Below are 22170 nucleotides of genomic sequence, written 5' to 3'. Positions count from 1 at the left end.
AGGGAGTTAGGTAACTGATTCCCAGCGGTCATTCGGATTACCACTATAAGCACGACAAGTCTATCAGGGAGTTAGGTAACTGATTCCCAGCATCTGATGCGCTTGAGCGTCTCGTTCCGCAAGTCTATCAGGGAGTTAGGTAACTGATTCCCAGCTCGTTTACGCTACTGGTCAAGTTGCCAGCAAGTCTATCAGGGAGTTAGGTAACTGATTCCCAGCTTGTTTATTGGCATCGCGCAGACCACGGCAAGTCTATCAGGGAGTTAGGTAACTGATTCCCAGCATTAAAATATGACGTACCAGTCTTGTCCCAAGTCTATCAGGGAGTTAGGTAACTGATTCCCAGCACAGCAGTGTAGTCATACCCAGCCTGAGCAAGTCTATCAGGGAGTTAGGTAACTGATTCCCAGCGTTATTTCGGGTATTGGCGTCGCATACGCAAGTCTATCAGGGAGTTAGGTAACTGATTCCCAGCCCTATGACCTGTGGAATACCTCTGATGACAAGTCTATCAGGGAGTTAGGTAACTGATTCCCAGCGTCTTGGAGTGCTTGTCTGAGTCGTTGGCAAGTCTATCAGGGAGTTAGGTAACTGATTCCCAGCTTGGCACGGTGACTTCGCCGCAGGTATCCAAGTCTATCAGGGAGTTAGGTAACTGATTCCCAGCCCAGCTGTAATACTGTGTGTCTGTCTTTCAAGTCTATCAGGGAGTTAGGTAACTGATTCCCAGCATGCTCATGATGGTTTCCTTTCAAAAAACAAGTCTATCAGGGAGTTAGGTAACTGATTCCCAGCCACGAATGGTGGGCGTGAGTATTTCCAGCAAGTCTATCAGGGAGTTAGGTAACTGATTCCCAGCTCGAAGGCTTGCAAACCGGATTTTCCGGCAAGTCTATCAGGGAGTTAGGTAACTGATTCCCAGCCCCATCTAGCTGTCCGGGAAAACCAGACCAAGTCTATCAGGGAGTTAGGTAACTGATTCCCAGCTTACCTCTACGATTGCTAATGTTAGAGTCAAGTCTATCAGGGAGTTAGGTAACTGATTCCCAGCGTTTTCGCTATCCGACTCTACGCGGCACCAAGTCTATCAGGGAGTTAGGTAACTGATTCCCAGCTGTTTTCTGTGCGAATGTAATCAACGTTCAAGTCTATCAGGGAGTTAGGTAACTGATTCCCAGCCTTTAACACCAATCCACATTTTAATTAACAAGTCTATCAGGGAGTTAGGTAACTGATTCCCAGCACGTAGGACTGCCAGCACTAGTGATGAACAAGTCTATCAGGGAGTTAGGTAACTGATTCCCAGCAATGCGTTGCAGCTGACGCCTGCGTCGCCAAGTCTATCAGGGAGTTAGGTAACTGATTCCCAGCGAGCCGCGCATCACAACGCGGTCATGCGCAAGTCTATCAGGGAGTTAGGTAACTGATTCCCAGCAACAGTCTTCACCATGCTCGATCCGATGCAAGTCTATCAGGGAGTTAGGTAACTGATTCCCAGCTTCGAAAATCGTTCATATCAAAGCTCGGCAAGTCTATCAGGGAGTTAGGTAACTGATTCCCAGCTAAAGGCGTGCAAAACTCGGCGCAAGCGCAAGTCTATCAGGGAGTTAGGTAACTGATTCCCAGCATGTCCCCGATCTTAAGAGCGGTGATGACAAGTCTATCAGGGAGTTAGGTAACTGATTCCCAGCCGTTGTCGGTGATGCGTTCGGCGATTGTCAAGTCTATCAGGGAGTTAGGTAACTGATTCCCAGCTTGATCTGGTTGGGGTGGTCGATCACGTACAAGTCTATCAGGGAGTTAGGTAACTGATTCCCAGCTTTCTTGCAAATGTTCCTTTTCTGTTCTCAAGTCTATCAGGGAGTTAGGTAACTGATTCCCAGCGTGCCGCGACGCGGGAGAATGACAACGACAAGTCTATCAGGGAGTTAGGTAACTGATTCCCAGCGAATCGCTCGAGGGAGGAATGCCCGCGCCAAGTCTATCAGGGAGTTAGGTAACTGATTCCCAGCTAGGTTGAATAATCATATTTTTTACATTCAAGTCTATCAGGGAGTTAGGTAACTGATTCCCAGCTTACTTCGATTCTTGAGCAGGTCAAAGCCAAGTCTATCAGGGAGTTAGGTAACTGATTCCCAGCCAGAGCCCATGAAATTAAAACACGTTCGCAAGTCTATCAGGGAGTTAGGTAACTGATTCCCAGCTGCCCCACCAGCGGTAGAGTAGGCTAGACAAGTCTATCAGGGAGTTAGGTAACTGATTCCCAGCCTTAGCTGTTTTACCTGACGAAGTGCCGCAAGTCTATCAGGGAGTTAGGTAACTGATTCCCAGCAACGGCTTCTTGACCTACCTGCCGCGCAGCAAGTCTATCAGGGAGTTAGGTAACTGATTCCCAGCGACACGCCGTATAGCTTATAACTGTACACCAAGTCTATCAGGGAGTTAGGTAACTGATTCCCAGCTGGCTGCTGCTGGAAATAAACGAGAGTACAAGTCTATCAGGGAGTTAGGTAACTGATTCCCAGCGGTACAGAATACCTTTACTGTGACGTATCCAAGTCTATCAGGGAGTTAGGTAACTGATTCCCAGCCTATTGAAGAGGAGTTGCGTAAACTAGCCAAGTCTATCAGGGAGTTAGGTAACTGATTCCCAGCTCTGATTCATTCCTAAAAATTTAGCGATCAAGTCTATCAGGGAGTTAGGTAACTGATTCCCAGCCGTTACACAGCCTACCGTGCAGCGCTGGCAAGTCTATCAGGGAGTTAGGTAACTGATTCCCAGCAGAATTTGGAGCGCGCGGTAGACGGATTCAAGTCTATCAGGGAGTTAGGTAACTGATTCCCAGCCCACCGAATCCGGCAGCGAGATCAGCGCCAAGTCTATCAGGGAGTTAGGTAACTGATTCCCAGCAGAACTACGCAGCGATACTCGGCGAGTACAAGTCTATCAGGGAGTTAGGTAACTGATTCCCAGCCTGTTACTACGCCTATGATCTTGAAATCCAAGTCTATCAGGGAGTTAGGTAACTGATTCCCAGCGCTATCGCTCTACCCTTACCAGAAAAAACAAGTCTATCAGGGAGTTAGGTAACTGATTCCCAGCTCAGAGATTAAGGCTGCAGCGCCAGCCGCAAGTCTATCAGGGAGTTAGGTAACTGATTCCCAGCCGTGCGCTCAGTCTCCCACTCCTCATACCAAGTCTATCAGGGAGTTAGGTAACTGATTCCCAGCTTAATTATCTGATTGTGCGCAATCCTGCCAAGTCTATCAGGGATTATGCAACTGACTCGGACCGTGTCCCATCCTATGCAGACCACAATACTCTGCAGTGGCTCATCCAACCACTCGACACCACCAAAACAGACCGAGCACTACATTCACCCGATACCTACCCCACTACATTCACTCGTTGAGCAAGTACCGAATGTACGTCTCCAACGACCCATCGGCGATTGCTGCATCAACTTCATCTTGCACAGCCGGATTCTCAATCTGGAACAAATACGTCCAGTCCGATTCTTTGCTGCCTTGATACGCGAGCACGGCTTCGCCGTCTTCAGTGCCTTGGTGTCCGATCACTGGCTCCCAGCCACAAGCGCGCACCGCCTCAAAAATAGTCTCAAGACGGCGTTCATAGTTGGGAGTGAAACGCTCGCCCTCCCAGCTCCACGCTGCTTTTTCGCCGTCGGGCTCTCTTGGAAATTCCTTTTCTTTCACGTCACTCACCTCTCCTGAACTGCTACTTCTTCGAAAACAGCAATAATGCCACGGTTGAACGCATCAATATCGCGCGGACTGCGCGAGCTCAATAAATTCCCATCGCGATGAAACTCGGTGTCCACCCAGTACGCGCCCGCATTAATCAGATCTGTACGAATACGCGTAGTAGACGTGAGCGTTCGCCCAGCCAAAGTACCTGTCTCGATCAGAATCCACGCGCCGTGGCAAATCGGCGCCACTGGCTTGCCCGCATCCATAAAGGCTTTCACAAAAGCCTGCGCCTTCTCATTCGTGCGGATTTTATCGGAATTCAAGGTTCCGCCAGGTAGCACAAGCCCCAAGTAATCGCTTGGATCAGCTTCGTCCAAAGTCAGATCCACCGGCACATCAATGCCGCGATCCCAGTCCCCTACCAAGCCAGTGATCAGTCCCTTTTCCTCCGAGACAAGCACCGGTTGTCCTCCGGCTTCGAGCACCGCTTTCCAGGGTTCGGTGAGCTCATCCTGTTCAAAGCCTCGCTTGGCTAGGAATGCGATCTTGTAACCGTCTAATCCGGCCATCTTGTCCCCCTCCTCAGGTTTCGTTGTCAGGCACGCCTTCTGGTGGACGACGCCGCACGCTTACCGACGTCGCGTGGACGCAACACCCGTGCTTACCGACGTCGCGTATGTACCAGGGCAAACGCCCAACGCACGACGCCGAATCCCACGCGGACTTCGCAGCCCCGGCGTCGTCCATTCAATTCTTACTGCCACTCTAGTGATCCTCGCGTTGCAATGCCGCGCTTTTTCTTGCCAGCGAACACGTTGATACCAACTGCCCAGATTTAGCTACGAAACAACGCAACTATCCCAACCTGCGATTGCCGCAAAAGCTTCCCAGTAATGACTCTGGGGGTAGCGGCTAAATAAAAAGCCACTGCCCCCAGAACAGTCCCATACAGACCAGAGTTAGCTAATCTGCATTACTTGAGATCATCGGCCGTGAGATACTCAGGAATCCATGTGCAGTTAATCGGCTTAGCTGCAGCAGGATTGAGAGCATTGAGACTCAACTGGAAAGCAACCTCGTCGTACGTCATGTTTTGATGTCCATGAGTATCGAGCGGGCACACATCCTGAACGTTCATATTGGTTACGTTCGGTGCAGCCGGCAAATATGACCTCGTATGCGGCGTGATCATCGTGTCAAACACAGTTGAGACTACTGTGTATTTAACATCTGGATACGTCATCTGACCAGCATTGAGCTCAGTCATGAACTGAGAGCCAATGAGCTGTTGCAGAAGTGCCTGCGAGTTATGCTCATTGAGCATCTTCGTCTCGATATTCGGGAACCATTCGAGGAGCTGCAAGATGAGTGCATCCATGCCCATCATCGTCGTGCCAGTATTGGAAGGCACGAGTCCAACAAGCTTGTCGACCTTCTTGTCTCCGCCATACCACTTGATATAGGCGCGTGGAAGTGCGCCGCCACCTTGGGAATGACCGATAATATCAATCTTCTCAGATCCCGTAGCAGTCAGTACCCGATCGATAAATCCTGCCATGAAAGCGGCACTTTGCTTGATATCGCCCATAAACGAGGCAACATCGTTTTGCGGGTTGGTAGATGGGTTGTAGTTAAACGTAAACACGCAATACCCAGCTTGCTTAAGCCGTGGCGAGAAAAATGCCCATGCGGTATATGCGTCATTTCCAGTGCCAGGAATCAACAACACTGGATTCGTGCCAGGAGCAGGCTTACAGGTGAAATCATTAGCACCGAGTGGGTTGAGACCCGGCGTCTTATGAGACAGCATCTGTGCCCCTACAAAGGTGTGGCGATCAGGACCGAAGCCATTTGCCGGCACACCACCAGGACTGGTGAGCGCTTCTACTCCTCCAGGATTCTCAGGTGTTGGTTCAGCCGCATAAGCAACAGCTCCGGCACTAAAGCTCAGTGCCAGAACCGAAACGGCGGCGCAAATTTTTGCATGAAACTTCATCGTTCTCTCCTTGTCACTCGAAATTGCTGTACCTTCGAGTGATTTCAGTTTAGTTCAGATTTTCTAGGTCGGGTAGTAGCAGTTCGCCAAATTCCAGACATTGCTCACATATTGCATTTTCTAACAATCAGAATCAGCCACGATATGAGACGGTTGGGTGCGCCAACGTCGTCCGTCAGAACCTCGTCCAACAGAACCTCGTCCGTCAGCGCGCCCAACCGCAGCATTTACCAGAAGGTAGGATTATTCAACTGAATAGGCAAGTGTCGCTTTCGCGTCGTCAACAGAATCGGCAACATATACCTTGTAAGCTCCCTTGAGCACGCTATAGGCATGCGTTTGCACGTCCCAGACACTCAGTTCTTCCGCGCCAACCTTGACAGTCACAGTCTTGCTCTCCCCTGGTTTGAGCATTACTTTCTCAAATCCAACCAGTTCCTTCGGTGGAGTGGGCACGCTCGAAGTACCCGGTTTGCCAACGTAGAACTGCGGAGTCACAGCACCTGCCATCGAACCAGTGTTAGTAACCTTCACGCTCACTTCAAAGGAATCCTCCTGCGAGCCCGCTACCTTCGAAATTGCGGCATCACTGTATTCAAAAGTGGTGTACGAAAGCCCCGAACCGAAAGTAAACGCTGGCTTGAGCTCACGCTGGTCAAACCAGCGATAGCCCATGAATACACCTTCGGTGTACTTCATATTAAATCCAGCATTTGCTCCTGGATACTGATCCGAGGTTTCCAGTGCCTTCTGCCCGGCAGCTGGGAACGTCAACGGCAAACGACCAGAAGGATTGACCTCGCCAAATAGCAATCCTGCCGTTGCCTCACCACCAGCCTGTCCCGGGTACCACACATTGAGCACTGCGCGCACGTCATTGATCCACGGCATGAGTACCGGACCGCCCACCTGCATCACCACGATTGTGTTCTTATTATTGGCAGCGGCAATCTGCACTGCATTGTTTTCATGCGGCATGAAATCAAGATTGAGTCGATCAAGCAGCTCAGAAGACTGTTGCGTCGGCACAACGATCACCACATCTGCGTTCTTTGCCTGCAAAGCAATCCCGAGCGGATTCCACTCAGACACCCACGAAACTTCGCTATTCGGCAGGCGCTTCTTGATCGCGTCAAGAGTCGAAACCGATTGCAATGCCTCGGTGTTCGACGATCCTCCACCACTCATCTGCGCTTTTGCAGCATCGCCGACCACCAGCACTCGCTTCACATCGGTTCCAAGCGGCAGCACGCCGTCGTTCTTCATGAGAATCGAGCCTTCTTGCGCAACTTTCAGGGCGACGGCGTCGCCACGACTTGCAGGAATAGCTTTCATATCGCGAGCGCGGTCGCCGCGCGCAGAATCCCACTCGTGGTCAAAGAGACCAAAGCGGAACATCTGCGTGAGAGTTTCTTTGACGCGCAATCGAACGTCGGCCCAACTCATCTGACCATTGCTGATCGCAGTGCGGATTTGATTTGGACTCGTCCAGAACGACCACGGTAGCTCGATATTTAAGCCGTCGCGAATATCCGTTGGCGACCACGCAGCCGGATAATCAGTGAGAACTAATCCGCCAAAACCATGCACACCACGCAGGTCTTTCTTCAAAGTGTCCTCAGATCCACAGGCAGTGTCGCCATTTACCTTGTTATATGAGCACATCACTGCTGCTGGTTGCGCATTGTGAATAGCAATCCTGAATGGCCGCTCGTAAATCTCATGCAAAGTGCGCTCGTCGATATCCATACTCGCCAACGTGCGGTTCAAATCTTGGTTATTCGCCACATAATGCTTGAGGGTGGACATAATCCCCACACCCTGCATACCCTGCACATTTGCGCTTGCCATCCGGCCAGAAAGCAATGGATCTTCGCCGAAGTATTCAAATGTGCGGCCGCCGAGCGGGTTGCGCGCCAGATTGAAGCCTGGTCCGAACAACAGATCTTGACCACGGTCTTTTGCATCTGCACCGATCGCCTGCCCATAATCATGGGCGGCTTTTACATCCCAAGTCGAGGCTTGCACGATTGGAGCTGGCATCTGCGTGGCTGGCTCACCGTTTCGCAATCCAGATGGCCCATCCGACATCACGAAAGCAGGTACTTTCAGTTCAGGAATCGGCGGAATATAGCCAATAAATCGCGGCCCTCCCTGCGGCGCTTGCCCGCCCGTGAGCATTCCTTGTCCGTGCAACATATGAATGAGTTGATCTTCATTCATCACATCAACGAGCAACTCAGCCCTTTGTTCAGGCGTTTTACTGCTGTCTAACCACGGCATATCCTGTTGAGCAGCAGCAACAGACGGCACCACCATGAGCGACAGCGCCCCCACAATTCCAGCTACCCGTACAAGCAGTCGATTCTTCATCGATTCACTCCTATTAGCTAAAATCAGGAATCATCTTTGATACCTAAAACTACGTGATACATAAACCACGCCTGTGACCTAAGTTACCCCAATTTTGACACCTGTTCAAAATGTAGTCACCGAATCAACCAAAATATAAGCACCACACATAAACAAAAAACGAAGTGGGCGAAAACGGCCGGTTGCTTTCACCAGCAGTTTTCGCCCACTTTACGAAATTCAGGAAGCTCGACTAGTTCCGAGCCGCAGATCCATCCGTGTAATCTGCGTCCTTCGACTCCCATGCAAACATCTTGCGAAGCTCTACGCCCACCTTTTCAATTGGGTGTTCTTGTCCGCGTTTGCGCAGCTCATTGAACTCAGGCGCACCGGCGTCTTGATCATCAATGAATCGCTTCGCGAATGCGCCGGACTGAATATCAGCCAGCACGTCCTTCATATTCTCCTTGACCTCCGGCGTAATCACGCGCGGTCCAGATACGTAATCACCAAATTCGGCGGTATCCGAAATCGACCAACGCTGTTTCGCAAGTCCACCTTCATTGATCAAATCAACGATCAGCTTCAACTCATGCAGAACTTCAAAGTATGCAATTTCCGGCTGGTAACCAGCCTCGGTGAGCGTCTCGAAGCCATACTGGATAAGCTGCGACACTCCTCCACAGAGCACCGCCTGCTCGCCGAAAAGATCCGTCTCGGTCTCCTCGGTGAACGTCGTCTTGATCGCACCAGCTCGCGTGCCACCGATCGCCTTCGCGTACGACAACGCTAGATCCCAAGCCTGACCAGAGGCATCTTGTTCCACAGCTACGATATCTGGAACGCCGCGGCCTTCTTCAAACTGACGACGCACGGTGTGACCTGGTCCCTTTGGAGCAACCATACACACGTCGTGACTTGCGTCCGGTTTGATGTAACCAAAGCGAATATTGAATCCGTGAGCAAAGAAAAGCGCCGCATCGGCTTTGAGGTTCGGCTCGATATCCTGGGCGTAAATCTGACGCTGGTGTTGGTCAGGAGCCAGAACCATGACGACGTCTGCCTGCGCGACGGCGTCGGCCACCGTTGCGACCTCCAAACCTTGTTCTTGCGCCTTGGCGATCGACGACGATCCCTCACGCAAGCCCACAACCACACTTACGCCTGAATCGCGCAGATTTAGCGCGTGGGCATGGCCTTGCGAACCGTAACCAATCACTGCAACTTTCTTTGACTGTATTAACGAAAGATCTGCGTCGGAATCGTAAAATATTTCTGCCATTTTTATCTCCCTCGGGATTTATTGGTCTCTGACCAGGTTGTTATTGACGTTTTCGAAGTGAATATTGTTGTGTTGTTGATGAAATCTTGACATGTATTGTGCAGCGCGCACCAGCGCAGATTGGGTGTTATTCGCGTTGGGTGTTATTCGCGCGATTGAGCAATCTGCATCTCGCTGATAACCTGCTCGGAAATTGAACGAGCGCCGCGTCCGATTGCCACAGTTCCGGTTTGCACAATTTCCTTTACTCCATAGGGGTGAAGCGCCGTGAGGAGCGCGTTCACCTTGGCCTCAGAACCGGTAGCTTCAACAGTGAGTGCTTCGGGCACCACGTCTACAACACGACCTCGGAACATCTCAACAATTTGCAAAACATTCGTTCGGTTAGCGTCGTTAGCACCAACTTTCACCAAGATAAGACGCCGCTCCACCGCAGTGTCGTCGTGCAATTCCTCAATATGAATCACGTTCACCAACTTGTTGAGTTGCTTTTGAATTTGCTCCAATGGATGCTCATCTGCAACCACAACCAAAGTGATCCGCGATAGCGACGGATCTTCAGTCGGACCCACCGCGAGGGAATGAATGTTGAATGCTCGACGGGCAAATAGTCCTGCCACTCGCGCGAGCACACCTGGCTTATTCTCAACTAATACAGATAGCGTATGGTTACTCATTGTCTTGCCTCACTCATCCAGTCCGCTAAAGTCAGGACGCACATCACGCGCGTATTGAATTTCGTCATTCGACAATCCTGCTGGCACCATCGGCCAAATCATTGCGTCCGGCGACACCACAAACTCAACCACCACTGGCCGGTCATTTATCGCCATAGCCTGCTCGATTGCCGCGTCTACATCTTCAGGTCGCTCAACCCGAATCGCCGCACAGTCATAAGCGTCTGCGAGCTTGCTAAAATCAGGAATTCTGCGCGAGCCGTGCCCAGTGTTCAACTCGGTGTGGGAATATCTCTGCTGGTAGAACAAATTTTGCCACTGCCGCACCATTCCCAATGAGGAATTGTTTATCAGCGCCACTTTGATCGGAATATCGTTGATCCGACAGGTAGCCAACTCCTGATTCGTCATTTGGAAAGAGCCGTCACCGTCAATGCACCACACAGTAGCGTCCGGATTCCCCACCTGTGCACCCATCGCTGCCGGCACGCCAAATCCCATTGTTCCCGCTCCACACGAAGTGACCAGTTGCCGCGGAAACTCAAAGTCAATGTACTGCTGCGCCCACATCTGATGTTGCCCAACGCCAGTGGTAAATATCGAGCGCGGCGCGAGTTTACCCAGCCGCTCAATTACGTACTGCGGACTCATCAGCCCATCAGAAGTCTCCTGATAACCCACCGGATAGGTCTCCTTCAAAGAATTGAGGAAGGTCCACCATGATCGAGTATCTGGCTCACCAAATTGCTCACAAGCGCGCATCACCGCCGCATTCAATTTCTCGAGTGTGCAGCTCAGATCACCTAAAAGGGCGATGTCAGCGGTTTTATTCTTCGAGATTTCCGCCGGATCAATATCAGCATGAATCACTTTCGCATGCGGAGCAAAGGATTCGAGGTGCCCGGTCACGCGATCATCAAATCGCGCACCAAGCACGATAAGCAGGTCTGCTTTCTGCATAGCGACGACGGCGGGTACGGTTCCGTGCATACCCGGCATACCCAGACAATGCGGATCGCTATCCGGGAACGCGCCACGCGCGTTGAGCGTGGTAACGACTGGAAAACCTGTCTTTTCCACTAGCTCTTTGAGTAGTGGCGCCGCACCAGAGCGAACCATTCCGCCACCGACGTAGAACACAGGGCGACGTATAGCACACATAGCCTCCGCGGCGGCGTCGACAAGACTTTGCTTCGGAGTTTTCGGAGGATTATATCCCGGCAAATTCACTGGTGGTGGCCACACGAAGTCACACATTTGGTTTTGCGCGGACTTCGTAATGTCCACGAGCACTGGTCCCGGGCGCCCTGACTGTGCCAAGTAGAATGCTTCTGCGATACGCTGCGGAATTTCTTGAGCATCAGTGATAAGGAAGGAATGCTTCGTGATCGGAAGTGAGGCACCCACAATATCCGCTTCTTGGAATGCGTCAGTGCCGATCGCTTGTGCCCCGACCTGGCCGGTTATGACAACGATTGGAACCGAATCCAAGTTTGCGTCTAGCAAAGCAGTGACGACGTTCGTGGCACCAGGCCCCGACGTCGCGAAACACACTCCAACTTTTCCTGTGGCGACGGCGTACCCTTCCGCAGCATGGCCCGCACCTTGCTCGTGCCGCACCAAAATATGACGCAGTACATGTGAATCGAATAGCGGGTCATAGGTAGGCAAAATGGAACCGCCGGGCAGACCAAATACGTCTGTCACACCTAATTCTTCCAGCGAGCGCACGATTGATCGCGCTCCCGTTGACTCTTCGCGAATTGGCGTTCGTGCCATGGCATCGCGCATTGACTCAGGAAATTCCATCAGCGTGTGCGGCTGATCGGGTATCTGCGTCATTTCGCATCCCTAACCTTTGCTAGACATTTTCGTTGTATGAGTGTTTACAGTCGCGAGGGCATGGACTGCGCGGGTAAGAAAAACCCCTCGATTTCTTCGAGGGGAGCGCGCCAGCCACAATCAGCTCACCTGCTGGTGCGCTGAATAATAAGCGACTGTTGTTTGTTCATGTTTTCATCCTAGGCAACTGGGCGACTCCTGCCAACCTAGTTCTCACTTGTCTCATTATCTGGTAAATAATCTCATTTTTTCGCATCATGAACGTTCCCACACTTCACTCCATGACCCTTCCCGCATCGAACATTGGTAAAAACTTTAACTAATCTCGACCCTAGTTTTGCTATGTTTTCAAGCCCACAGTATTTTTAGGTTATTTTAGGCCGTTAATCCTTTTGATCTGGGTAGTTTGCAACTAGAGTTCCAACCGTGAATATTGACGATCAAAACGAATACACGGCATCAGTAGCAGCACATAATCGACTCGCCCACCAGACTCATGTTGTCCTGCGACTCGGCCAGTACATGCTCACCGCCGGAGCCTCGGCCTACCGCGTGCAAGACGGAATGCAAAGACTTGCCCGCGCAGTCGGCATTGAAAAACTCCACGTGCAGGTAAACTACACTTCAATTTCTGCCACAGCTTGGGCGAACGGCACCTTCCGAAGCGAAGTAGTCGAGCAAAGAAATCACGGCGTAAACGCCGACAAGATCGACCGCTTTAATGCCTACATCCAAGGTTTGCCGCCGTCAGGTCTCATGGTAGAAGACGCTGAGGAAGATATCGAAAAGATTCACACCCGCAAACTTCTCTACTCGAATGTTGTATCAGCTCTCGCCTCTGGCGCCGCTTGTGCAGGATTTACCTTCTTAAATCTGGGCGGAATCGTGGAATGCCTCAGCGTATTCTTTGCGGCTATGATTGGTCAATATTCACGCAAGAAGTTGCTTGCCAAGCACTACAACCACTTCTTTGTGTGGATGGTATGCGGATTCGTTGCCTCAGGCGTTTACACCGGGATCGTCGTCTTACTCCACGCTGCCGGACTCATTGACGCTTCCCACCAAGCAGGAATGGTGTGCGCGGTATTGTTCCTCGTGCCTGGATTCCCGCTCGTCACGTCAATTCTCGATCTGATCCGGCAGGATTTCAGCGCCGGCATTTCCCGCGGCGCTTACGTCGTGATGCTGTTGATTTCGACGGCGACGGCGGTGTGGGCTTTTTCGGAAATCGCCGACTGGGGAATTATGGATGTTCACGCTGGATATTCGCTATCTTTCGTCGGTTTGATGATTGGCAGAGCACTTGCCACTTTCGTTGCAGCATACGGCTTCGCAATGCTCTTCAACGCTCCCCCATTGGCATGTTTGCTGGCTGCTTTCAACGGAGCATTTATCAATGTTGCACGGCTAACGGTTAAAGATTTTGGCATGAATCCAATTGCAGCTGTGGGACTTGCTGCGCTCGTGGCCGGGCTTATCGCGCATGTACTCTCTCGCAAATCCCATTATTCGCGCGTAACACTCTCAGTTCCGGCAGTCGTTGTGATGATCCCAGGTGTGCCTTTGTATCGCGCGATGTCGGCAATGACCAATGGGCAAGATATCTCCAATGCTCTCGATTCTATTCTCACGCTGTTGTTCATCATCACGAGTATCGGATTCGGTCTGGCGACGGCGCGTATCCTCACTGATCGCAATTGGCGAGTGGAAAAGCTACCAACAGTCCCTACAATCGGACATCTTGATAGCGCAAATATCAATAACTTCTTAGCTTAAAATGCGTAAACAAAGTTGGGGAGGTAGCGGCATCAGCTGCTACCTCCCCAACTTTCATCCGCGATCATGTTTTACGAGCGCGGCAAATTCGGTTTATAACGATCCAACAATATATGCGAGCAAAATCTTGATGATCATTGCACCTGGATATGCCAGTGCATAACCCACGGCCACACGAGGATCAGCGCCGGTGCGCGCATTGGCAAAACCGAGCACAGCTGGCTGCGTCTGTGTTCCGCCAATGAAACCTGCAAGCTGGGTTCCACCCATCTTGAAGATGCCGCGTTGAACCAAATGCAAGCCGAAGCCTACCGTCGTCGTAATAATCATTCCGAGAATGAGGATCTTCCACCAGTCGCCACCAGAGAAGGCTTGGCCGATCTGCGGTCCAGCATTCGTTCCCGCACGTGCCAAAAACATAAGCAAACCGATTTCGGCAATAACTTGATTCGTTGAGAACGGTAGCGCAGTAACCAAACGCCCAACTCGCCCAAAATAGCCCATCAAAAGCGCGACGATCAGAATACCTGCAGCATAACCAATAGCAAAATGAGCGCCTCCTGGGAGTGGAATTTCAATCTCACCGATGAAGTATCCCAGTGCAAGGCCAAGACCGAGCGCCACTGGGTTGATATCCGACAAGCCACGGGTCGAATCGCCAAACCACTTCGAAATTTCTTTCAGCTTGTAGGTAGGACCCACTACACGGATGCGGTCACCCAGCTCAACCTGCATATTAGGAATCGCAAGAAAGTCGGTATCGCCTCGGCGTACGCGCGAAATCTTCGCACCCCATTTTTCTTCCAGCATTTCATCAAGTTCGGCAACTGAACGCCCGGCCAAAGAGTGATTCGAAACGATAATCCGGCGGAAATCAAGCATGCGTCGATCCGAACGCAAGGAGTGGCTCGATTCGTGCCCAAGATATTTCACTGCTTCATTAACCACGTCTAGGCCACCAACGATCGTCAAGAGATCGTCCTTGCGAATTACATCGTCTTCAGCTGGAATCCAGATTTTACCCGTCTCACCTTGGCGCATACGCGAGATTTCAATCTTTCCACCCATATGCTCGGTAATGGTTTTGACGGTTGGCAGATCCTCGCGCTCCACTCTCACGTTCATGTGCGTGATTTTTGCAGGCGCATCAGTGTCATTCTTTCCAGCGCGCAACGCCAGACCTGCCGCCAAAATCATGCCAAGCACACCAAACAAATAAGCCACTGCATAGCCCACTGTTGCCATTGCTTCGTTACCAGAGGCTTCACCCGCAGCTGCGAGCGCCGGCGTGTTCGTAATACCGCCGGCGAATGTACCAGCGATCAGAGCAGGATTCATTTCAAACACGAATCGACCTACAAAATAGGCCGTTGCCGCAGCAAATGACAACACCGCCACCATTGCTATAATCGGGCCAGTGGCACGCTTCAATGCCGCAAAGAAATTCTTTCCCGAACTATTGCCAATCGCAAACGCGAAGAGAGCAAGGCCGATAACGCCAACATCAGCTCCGATGATGATGCCACCGTGTCCAGGAGTGGACTTCGTGGCAACTCCTTCGGCAACGCCCCATGCCGAGATGGCAATAGCAAGAAATAGAACTGCGGCAGCACCTAAGCTGACGCCTTTGACTTTGATCTCGCCGAGAAACATACCCACCCCGACGAGGAGGAATGTAAATAGTACGTGATGATCGGCAAGGTACTGCAAAAAGATAGTCACAAGTGCCCCTTCGCTACTTGACTCAATATTTGTAGACGCTTCAATTATCTATGTAGAAGGTTAGGTTTTCTAGGGCAACAGTCCCTGAGGGCAAAAGATACGAAATGTCTCCTTTTACCAGTTCTATTACCCAGTAGCAACCAAACGCTATACTACTCGGACACCTCTCGCACTGCCCCTTTATCTGCACTGGTTGCCATTGACGCATAAGCCTGCAAAGCTTTCGACACAACGCGGTCTCGCCTTCCTTTCCATGGCAGTGCTCCACGTGCTTCACGACGACGTTCCAGTTCGTCGTCATCAACGTCAAGAACGAGACGACGGCGGGGAATATCGATCACAATCGTGTCGCCTTCTTCCACCAATGCAATGGCACCACCTGATGCAGCTTCGGGTGAAATATGCCCAATACTCAAACCAGACGTTCCTCCAGAAAAACGACCGTCAGTAATAAGAGCGCAGCTCTTGCCTAATCCCAAACCCTTCAAGAAGGACGTTGGATAAAGCATTTCCTGCATACCTGGCCCGCCACGCGGACCTTCATATCGGATCACAACCACGTCACCTGGTTGAATTTGCTTACTCAAAATCAATTCGATCGCTTGCTCCTGCGAGTCCACTACCCGCGCAGGCCCAGCAAAGCTGAACAATTCTTCACCGATTCCGGCAGTTTTCACTACGGCACCGTCCTCGGCAAGGTTCCCAAACAACACACACAGGCCACCATCAGCTGTATATGCATGCTCAACACCGCGAATACAGCCATTTTCAGCGTCCACATCGAGCGATTCCCAGCGCTTATCCTGCGAAAAAGGCTCAGTTGTTCGCACGCCCCCAGGAGCAGCCGAAAACAGTTCTCGAGCCTCGGCGCGTGAGTTTGCTGCGCGAATATCCCAATCTGCAAGCCAGGAATCCAGATCCCGCGAGTGCACCGAATGTACCTGTGGATTGAGTAGATTAGCTCGCCGCAATTCTCCCAACAAAGCAGGAATACCACCTGCTCTGTGGAAGTCCTCCATGTGGTATTGAGTCGAATTTGGCGCAACCTTGGCGAGACACGGAACCTCGCGCGAAAGCGCGTCAATATCAGCGAGCGAAAAATCAATTTCTCCCTCATGAGCGGCTGCCAAGGTGTGCAGAATCGTATTAGTTGATCCACCATAGCAATATCCATCGCCATCGCATTCATAAACGCCTCCCGTGTTGCGATATTGCGCGGGAGCACGGAATCGTCGTCGTCCGAATAATAGCGATGGCACAGTTCAACAATGAGGCGACCAGCTTCCACGAATAGATTCTTTCGCTGCTTCGCAGTAGCAAGAGTCGATCCGTTGCCAGGCAAGGAGAGGCCCAAGGCCTCGGTCAAACAGTTCATGGAGTTAGCGGTAAACATTCCCGAGCATGAACCGCAGGTAGGACACGCATTATTCTCAATCTGGGCAAGATCGCTATCGGAAATGTCGTCATCGGCGGATTTCGCAATAGCATCCACCAGGTCAAGCTTGTGATCCACTACCCCATCAACCGATTTTCCAGCTTCCATCGGCCCACCAGATACAAAAATCACCGGAATATTGAGCCGCAACGCAGCCATGAGCATTCCCGGCGTGATTTTGTCGCAGTTTGAAATGCACACCAATGCGTCGGCGCAGTGGGCATTGACCATATACTCCACAGAATCCGCAATAAGCTCACGCGAGGGCAGCGAATACAGCATTCCGCCATGCCCCATCGCGATACCGTCGTCAACCGCAATCGTATTGAACTCTTTGCCGATTCCGCCGGCCTCCTCGATAGCCTTGATAACCAGCTGCCCCATGTCTTTTAGGTGCACATGCCCAGGAACAAATTGAGTGAAGGAATTTGCTACAGCGATAATCGGCTTGCCGAAATCCTCCGAGCGCATGCCAGTTGCACGCCACAGCGCACGCGCACCTGCCATATTTCGTCCTGACGTGGACGTTTTAGAACGCAATTGCGGCATTTTGTCTCCTTCGCTCAACTGTTTCCACTATATTAAGGCAAGCGCGAAGAAAAGTATTGACGACGTTCAGTCTTTGAACACTCCAGCTACATAGACCCAGAATGCCTCTAACGACGCTCAGCAACCCACAAATATGTGTGATATGGCAGCACAATCGGCACGCCGTCGTCGTACCCAAGATGCTCGCGCAAATACCACGCAAGATTTGAACGCATCTTGCGGCGGTTTTCCTGCGTCGAACGAATCCACGAAGCGCGCGTAGTACCAAGCTCGAAAATCTGCTCAATGGTCAAATGATCTTCCCATGTACAGGAAAAGAACTCTGGTTGCGTAAAGTCAGAGCTCAGCTCTGGTGGACGGTCGAAACGATGCACGTCACCGGAACGCATAATTCGCGTGAGTCGATGCACCCAAGGCACCGACACATCTAGTTGATTATTGATAATGGCGATCTTGCCCTCGGGGCGAAGGATCCGCAGCGCCTCTCGTAGCGCCTGCTCACCGTTGAGCCAATGCCAACATTGCCCGTAGGTCACCATGTCGAAGGACGACGCCGGCAAACCAGTATCCTCGGCACTCGCCTCACGCAGTTGTTCAGTGGGGAAATCTCCAAGGGCGCATTGAAAGGCGATTCGCATCTCGTGTGCAGGTTCCACAGCCCAAACATCAGCGCCAGTATCGCACAACATCTGCGTCAATTTTCCCGTTCCCGCTCCAATGTCTAGCACTTTAGCACCCGGATTCAGACCGAGCCGCTCAATGATCTGTTGCGGATAGGACGGGCGCACATCCACATAACTTTGCGCTGGGCCGTCCATGTGTGCGTAGGGATTGAACATATGATCATTCATGCCATAAATGGCGGCCAAAATCCAATTTGGCGCTATAGAGTGCACTCTATCCCAATAATTTGCTTCAATAAAATGTGCTTCGATAGGGTTGTAAAAGGCGCGTCGGGAAGTCTGGTCGACATCAACTAATCCCAACTTATGAAGGAAAACATGTCACAAGTGGCAAAACGAGTGCGCGGCGTATTCTCCCCTGGATCTTATTCCGAATTTCAACGAATCGGAGAAATTTTACGCAAAGAGACTACTGGCGGAATTGCGCTCATCATCGCGTCAATCATTGCAATTTTTTGGGCAAATTCTCCATATTCAGATGCGTATTTTTCGCTGCGTGACGCGAAACTTGGTTTCTCGACGTCGTGGTTCCACCTCGATCTTTCCGTTGGGCAGTGGGCTGCCGACGGCCTACTCGCGATCTTCTTTTTCCTCGTTGGGCTCGAATTAAAATACGAGCTGATAGCAGGAGATCTGCGTAGCTTCCGCAAGGCGGTAGTTCCCGTTGTAGCAGCCGTTGGCGGAGTTGTAGTACCTGCGGGAGTATTCTGGCTCGTCAATCGAGGTAACCCCATAACGATTGCCGGTTGGGCTATTCCTACTGCCACCGACATTGCGTTCGCGGTGGCCGTACTCGCGATTATCGGCTCACACCTTCCGTCGCCACTGCGTATTTTCCTTCTTACCTTGGCGGTAGTGGACGACCTCATTGCCATCACAATCATTGCCATATTTTTCACTCAGAGCATTAACTTTGCGGCACTGGCCCTGTTTCTCGTGCCGGTTGCCGCATTCGCTTTTGCCGTGCAAAAATTCCCCCAATTCTTCGCACGCCACGTGTGGGCGAATTGGCTGATTCTCTTGCCCTTGGCGATACTCGCCTGGGTATTGCTCCACGAATCGGGTATTCATGCCACGATCAGCGGCGTTGTACTCGGACTAGCAGTTCCGGTGCGTCACCGTAACAGTGCTGGCGCCCCAACTACCAGTACCGAAACCGAAAGTTTATCGACGACGCTCGAGCACCGTTTTCGTCCGCTATCGAGCGGTTTCGCAGTGCCAATCTTTGCATTTTTCTCGGCAGGCGTGAGCTTTGGCGGTTTGTCTGGATTAACACAGGCACTCACCTCGCCACTGACCTTGGGAGTCATCGCCGGTTTATGCATTGGCAAGCCCCTCGGAATCGTGCTGTCGACTTACGTAGTTACAAAACTGACGCGGGCATCTCTCGATTCAGAAATCCGGTGGATCGATCTTGTGGGAGTGGGAGCACTTGCCGGAATAGGCTTCACAGTGTCTTTGCTTGTGGGTGAGCTGAGCTTTGAGCTCGGTTCGTCATATAACGACGCTGCAAAAGTAGGCGTGCTCATCGCATCCATTTGTGCAGCTCTTATCGCTTCTATCATCGTGATTCCTCGCAACGCGCGCTACAAAAAGACATCCGAGGGCGATACACGCGACTCAGATCATGACTCTATTCCCGACAACTTTGACAAGGATCCCAACGATCCAACAGTGTGCTAATTAGTTGTGGGGTTGTGCCGCATACCGGCACAACCCCACAACTAATTCTTAGAGCTTTCCCAACTTTTGTGCGATGCGCAAAGAAGCCTCACCACCAGCGATATTGTAGGCTTCAAGTCCGTTACCAAGCAGAATGCGCACCGCCAAATACGAGCGAATTCCGGAAGCACAGTGCACATAAATCGGTTTGCCCGCACTAGCATCCCGAACCTGAGAAATGCGATCCCGTAACTCTCCCAGAGGTATCTTGAGAGAATCTGCAAGCGCCCAATTCGCTACTTCCGCAGGATTGCGAACATCAAGAATGATGCCTTGGCTGCGTGCATCCGGTATATCCTCTGGCTGGATCAACTTTGAGTATCCGCTGAGGTGGTTTTGTGCCACAAAGCCCAGCATGTTCACAGGGTCTTTCGCCGCACCAACCGGTGGCGAATAAGTCAATTCCACTTCGGCAAGATCATCTGCCGTCATACCAGCACGGATGGCTGTAGCTAAGACGTCAATACGCTTGTCGACCCCAGCTTTACCTACTGCTTGGGCGCCGAGCAACGCTCCGTCGTCTTCCGAAAAGAATCCAAGCATGTGAATAGTTTCTGCCCCAGGGAAGTAACCAACATGATGAGGTGCATGAAGGCGCACAGTTACGTACTTGACGTCTGCTTCGTCCAGCTCGCGCCTCCTGCAACCTGTCACGGCTGCAATCTGGTCAAATACTCGCACGACGGCTGTGCGTAACACAGGCTTGCGCGATATGGTTTTCACTCCACACATTGAGTCGGCAGCAATTCGTCCCTGACGATTAGCTGGTCCTGCCAGCATCGCTGAAGCCTGCCCTCCTGTACCCAAAGTGACGGTTGCAGCATCACCTACCGCCCAAATATTTGCATCCGACGTGAGCTGGAATTCGTCAACAACAATCGCACCGTTATCGGCAAGATCCAGGCCTGCATCGCGGGCCAGCTCGCTGCGTGGCAGTACTCCCACCGACAAAAGCACTACATCTGCTCTGGACTCGGTGCCATCATTGAACACGACTGTCGCTTGACCGTTTTCCTCGCCGCGAATCTCATCGGCAGCCACACCAAGCTTTAACTTAACACCACGTTTTTCGAGTTCTTCAGCCAAATAGGGAGCAAGATCCTCGTCAATAGGTGGAAGCACGTGTGGTGCTAGATCCGCGAGAGTCACGTCCAGTCCAAGTTGAACCAGCGCTTCAACGGCTTCGAGACCGATAAATCCACCGCCAATGACGACGGCGCGCGCATGACGTTTTTCTGCTTCCGCACGCTTCCGAGCTTGAGAAATCTTTTCTTTGAGCGAGTCCATCTCTGGAATCGTTCTCAAGGTGTTTACTGCTTGATGGTCGATACCTTTAATGCGCGGGACTACGCCTTTCGCGCCGGTAGCAAGAAGTAGCTTGTCGTATTGGATCTGAATTCGACCTTCAGGAGTGTCAACGTCAAGCACCTTTTCGGCACGATCAATATGAACCACTTCGTGCCGGATACGAACATCAAGATTTGCGCGAGTATGTAAAGACTCAGGTGTGTGCAGCAACAACGAATCGCGCGAAGATATATCCCCGCCCACATGATAAGGCAAACCACAGTTTGCAAAAGACACATACTCACCGGCTTCGAGCACAATAATATTAGCGTCCTCGTCATTGCGCCGGATACGCGCAGCCGCAGACATTCCGCCCGCTACCCCACCAATCACCACTATATTCATTTCAATACTTCCTAAAAGATTCAAATCGGCTACCGCCGTGCCTAGCACATGCGACACGATATATAAACGGTGGCATCATAAATAAATAGCCGCTTGATGCGCTGAATCATGCCAATGACATAAAGATTTTCTTCAGTGCCTCATGGGATTCAGAGTCGGCGTCTGGCGCGGCTTGGCATGCTTCAAATGCGGCTAATAGTAACGCGTACGTCGCACGATCCACGGCTTTGGACGCTGCCGTCATTTGAATAACCGTATCTTTGCATGGCGATCCTGCGTCAATCATCCCGATCACACCATTTAACTGGCCAACTGCACGCGCCAAACGATTGCGCACTTTAAGAATTTCATCTACAGGAATTTGGACATCCGAGCCATCAATGACTGGTGTTAGCTTATTACGCTCTTGTTTCATAGTATCCTCCTAAACACACGATATACCCTAGGGGGTATATCTTCAAGTGGTGGCTACGGATGCGGTTTAGTTTAACTATGATTCGATATCAATCGGCGAAGAACTGAGTTGGGTTTTTCGGTAAATATATGTCTACCAGGCAGCTTCTTTGCTGGTGGTGTGTTTGATGTCCAAGTAGCCGCTCTCCCTTTATCGAGAGTAACATATCTGGGCATAGACGATGCAGCGTGTTGTATTTGGGTTACTGCTGCTGTGTATATGGTTGTGGGGGCTAGAAAAACACTGTTGTGTTTTCTAGCCCCCACACATCCTATAT

General features: G+C 51.4%; 14 protein-coding genes, 1 pseudogene and 1 CRISPR repeat array (1 of these 16 only partly in view). Of the genes and pseudogenes, 2 read left to right on the top strand and 13 right to left on the bottom strand.

Going from position 1 to position 22170, the window contains the following annotated elements:
* A CRISPR array of direct repeats spans positions 1-3231; the repeat unit is 36 nt; unit sequence CAAGTCTATCAGGGAGTTAGGTAACTGATTCCCAGC; it reaches 330 nt to the left of the window's first position.
* A gap of 171 nt (positions 3232-3402) precedes the next feature.
* The 8 genes from EZJ44_RS07425 to EZJ44_RS07395 form a co-directional block, all read right to left on the bottom strand.
* Complete coding sequence (locus EZJ44_RS07425; RefSeq protein ID WP_131281919.1) at positions 3403-3717, bottom strand: hypothetical protein; 315 nt, start codon at positions 3715-3717, stop codon at positions 3403-3405.
* 5 nt (positions 3718-3722) lie between these two features.
* A complete protein-coding gene (locus EZJ44_RS07420; RefSeq protein WP_131281916.1) occupies positions 3723-4280 on the bottom strand; it encodes a type 1 glutamine amidotransferase domain-containing protein in 558 nt (185 codons plus the stop codon).
* A 13-nt stretch (positions 4281-4293) separates the two neighbouring features.
* Complete coding sequence (locus EZJ44_RS08840) at positions 4294-4458, bottom strand: hypothetical protein (protein ID WP_206661876.1); 165 nt, start codon at positions 4456-4458, stop codon at positions 4294-4296.
* A gap of 226 nt (positions 4459-4684) precedes the next feature.
* Positions 4685-5707: a lipase family alpha/beta hydrolase gene (locus EZJ44_RS07415; RefSeq protein ID WP_131281909.1), complete on the bottom strand. Its 1023-nt coding sequence runs from the start codon at positions 5705-5707 to the stop codon at positions 4685-4687.
* A 243-nt stretch (positions 5708-5950) separates the two neighbouring features.
* Positions 5951-8080, bottom strand: a complete 2130-nt coding sequence (locus EZJ44_RS07410) for a beta-glucosidase family protein (RefSeq protein ID WP_131281906.1) — start codon at positions 8078-8080, stop codon at positions 5951-5953.
* A 232-nt stretch (positions 8081-8312) separates the two neighbouring features.
* Complete coding sequence (ilvC, locus tag EZJ44_RS07405) at positions 8313-9341, bottom strand: ketol-acid reductoisomerase (RefSeq protein WP_131281904.1); 1029 nt, start codon at positions 9339-9341, stop codon at positions 8313-8315.
* 143 nt (positions 9342-9484) lie between these two features.
* Positions 9485-10018, bottom strand: coding sequence for an acetolactate synthase small subunit (gene ilvN, locus EZJ44_RS07400; RefSeq protein WP_131281901.1), 534 nt, complete (start codon positions 10016-10018; stop codon positions 9485-9487).
* 9 nt (positions 10019-10027) lie between these two features.
* On the bottom strand, positions 10028-11797 hold the full coding sequence (locus EZJ44_RS07395) for an acetolactate synthase large subunit (RefSeq protein WP_206661880.1): 1770 nt from the start codon (positions 11795-11797) through the stop codon (positions 10028-10030).
* Positions 11798-12286: 489 nt separating this feature from the next.
* Between EZJ44_RS07395 and EZJ44_RS07390 the strand changes: the two genes are divergently transcribed.
* Positions 12287-13636, top strand: coding sequence for a threonine/serine exporter family protein (locus tag EZJ44_RS07390; protein ID WP_241658639.1), 1350 nt, complete (start codon positions 12287-12289; stop codon positions 13634-13636).
* Positions 13637-13729: 93 nt separating this feature from the next.
* Here EZJ44_RS07390 and EZJ44_RS07385 read toward each other — a convergent pair whose 3' ends face one another.
* The 3 genes and pseudogenes from EZJ44_RS07385 to EZJ44_RS07375 form a co-directional block, all read right to left on the bottom strand.
* Complete coding sequence (locus EZJ44_RS07385) at positions 13730-15358, bottom strand: aspartate:alanine exchanger family transporter (protein WP_131281896.1); 1629 nt, start codon at positions 15356-15358, stop codon at positions 13730-13732.
* 152 nt (positions 15359-15510) lie between these two features.
* Positions 15511-17300: pseudogene (ilvD, locus tag EZJ44_RS07380) on the bottom strand (dihydroxy-acid dehydratase).
* A 149-nt stretch (positions 17301-17449) separates the two neighbouring features.
* Positions 17450-18193, bottom strand: coding sequence for a class I SAM-dependent methyltransferase (locus tag EZJ44_RS07375; RefSeq protein ID WP_241658638.1), 744 nt, complete (start codon positions 18191-18193; stop codon positions 17450-17452).
* Between the two features lie 150 nt (positions 18194-18343).
* Here EZJ44_RS07375 and nhaA point away from each other — a divergent pair, with 150 nt between their 5' ends.
* Complete coding sequence (gene nhaA / locus EZJ44_RS07370; protein ID WP_131281894.1) at positions 18344-19708, top strand: Na+/H+ antiporter NhaA; 1365 nt, start codon at positions 18344-18346, stop codon at positions 19706-19708.
* A 48-nt stretch (positions 19709-19756) separates the two neighbouring features.
* Here nhaA and EZJ44_RS07365 read toward each other — a convergent pair whose 3' ends face one another.
* Together EZJ44_RS07365 and EZJ44_RS07360 are read right to left on the bottom strand one after the other, a co-directional pair.
* A complete protein-coding gene (locus tag EZJ44_RS07365) occupies positions 19757-21439 on the bottom strand; it encodes an FAD-dependent oxidoreductase (protein ID WP_131281892.1) in 1683 nt (560 codons plus the stop codon).
* Positions 21440-21545: 106 nt separating this feature from the next.
* Positions 21546-21854, bottom strand: a complete 309-nt coding sequence (locus EZJ44_RS07360; protein WP_131281890.1) for a metal-sensitive transcriptional regulator — start codon at positions 21852-21854, stop codon at positions 21546-21548.
* Positions 21855-22170 lie beyond the last annotated feature (316 nt).

It is taken from the genome of Arcanobacterium bovis (genome assembly GCF_004331995.1).
Taxonomy (GTDB): Bacteria; Actinomycetota; Actinomycetes; order Actinomycetales; family Actinomycetaceae; genus Arcanobacterium_A; species Arcanobacterium_A bovis.
This window is presented reverse-complemented; position numbering and strand designations above follow the sequence as displayed.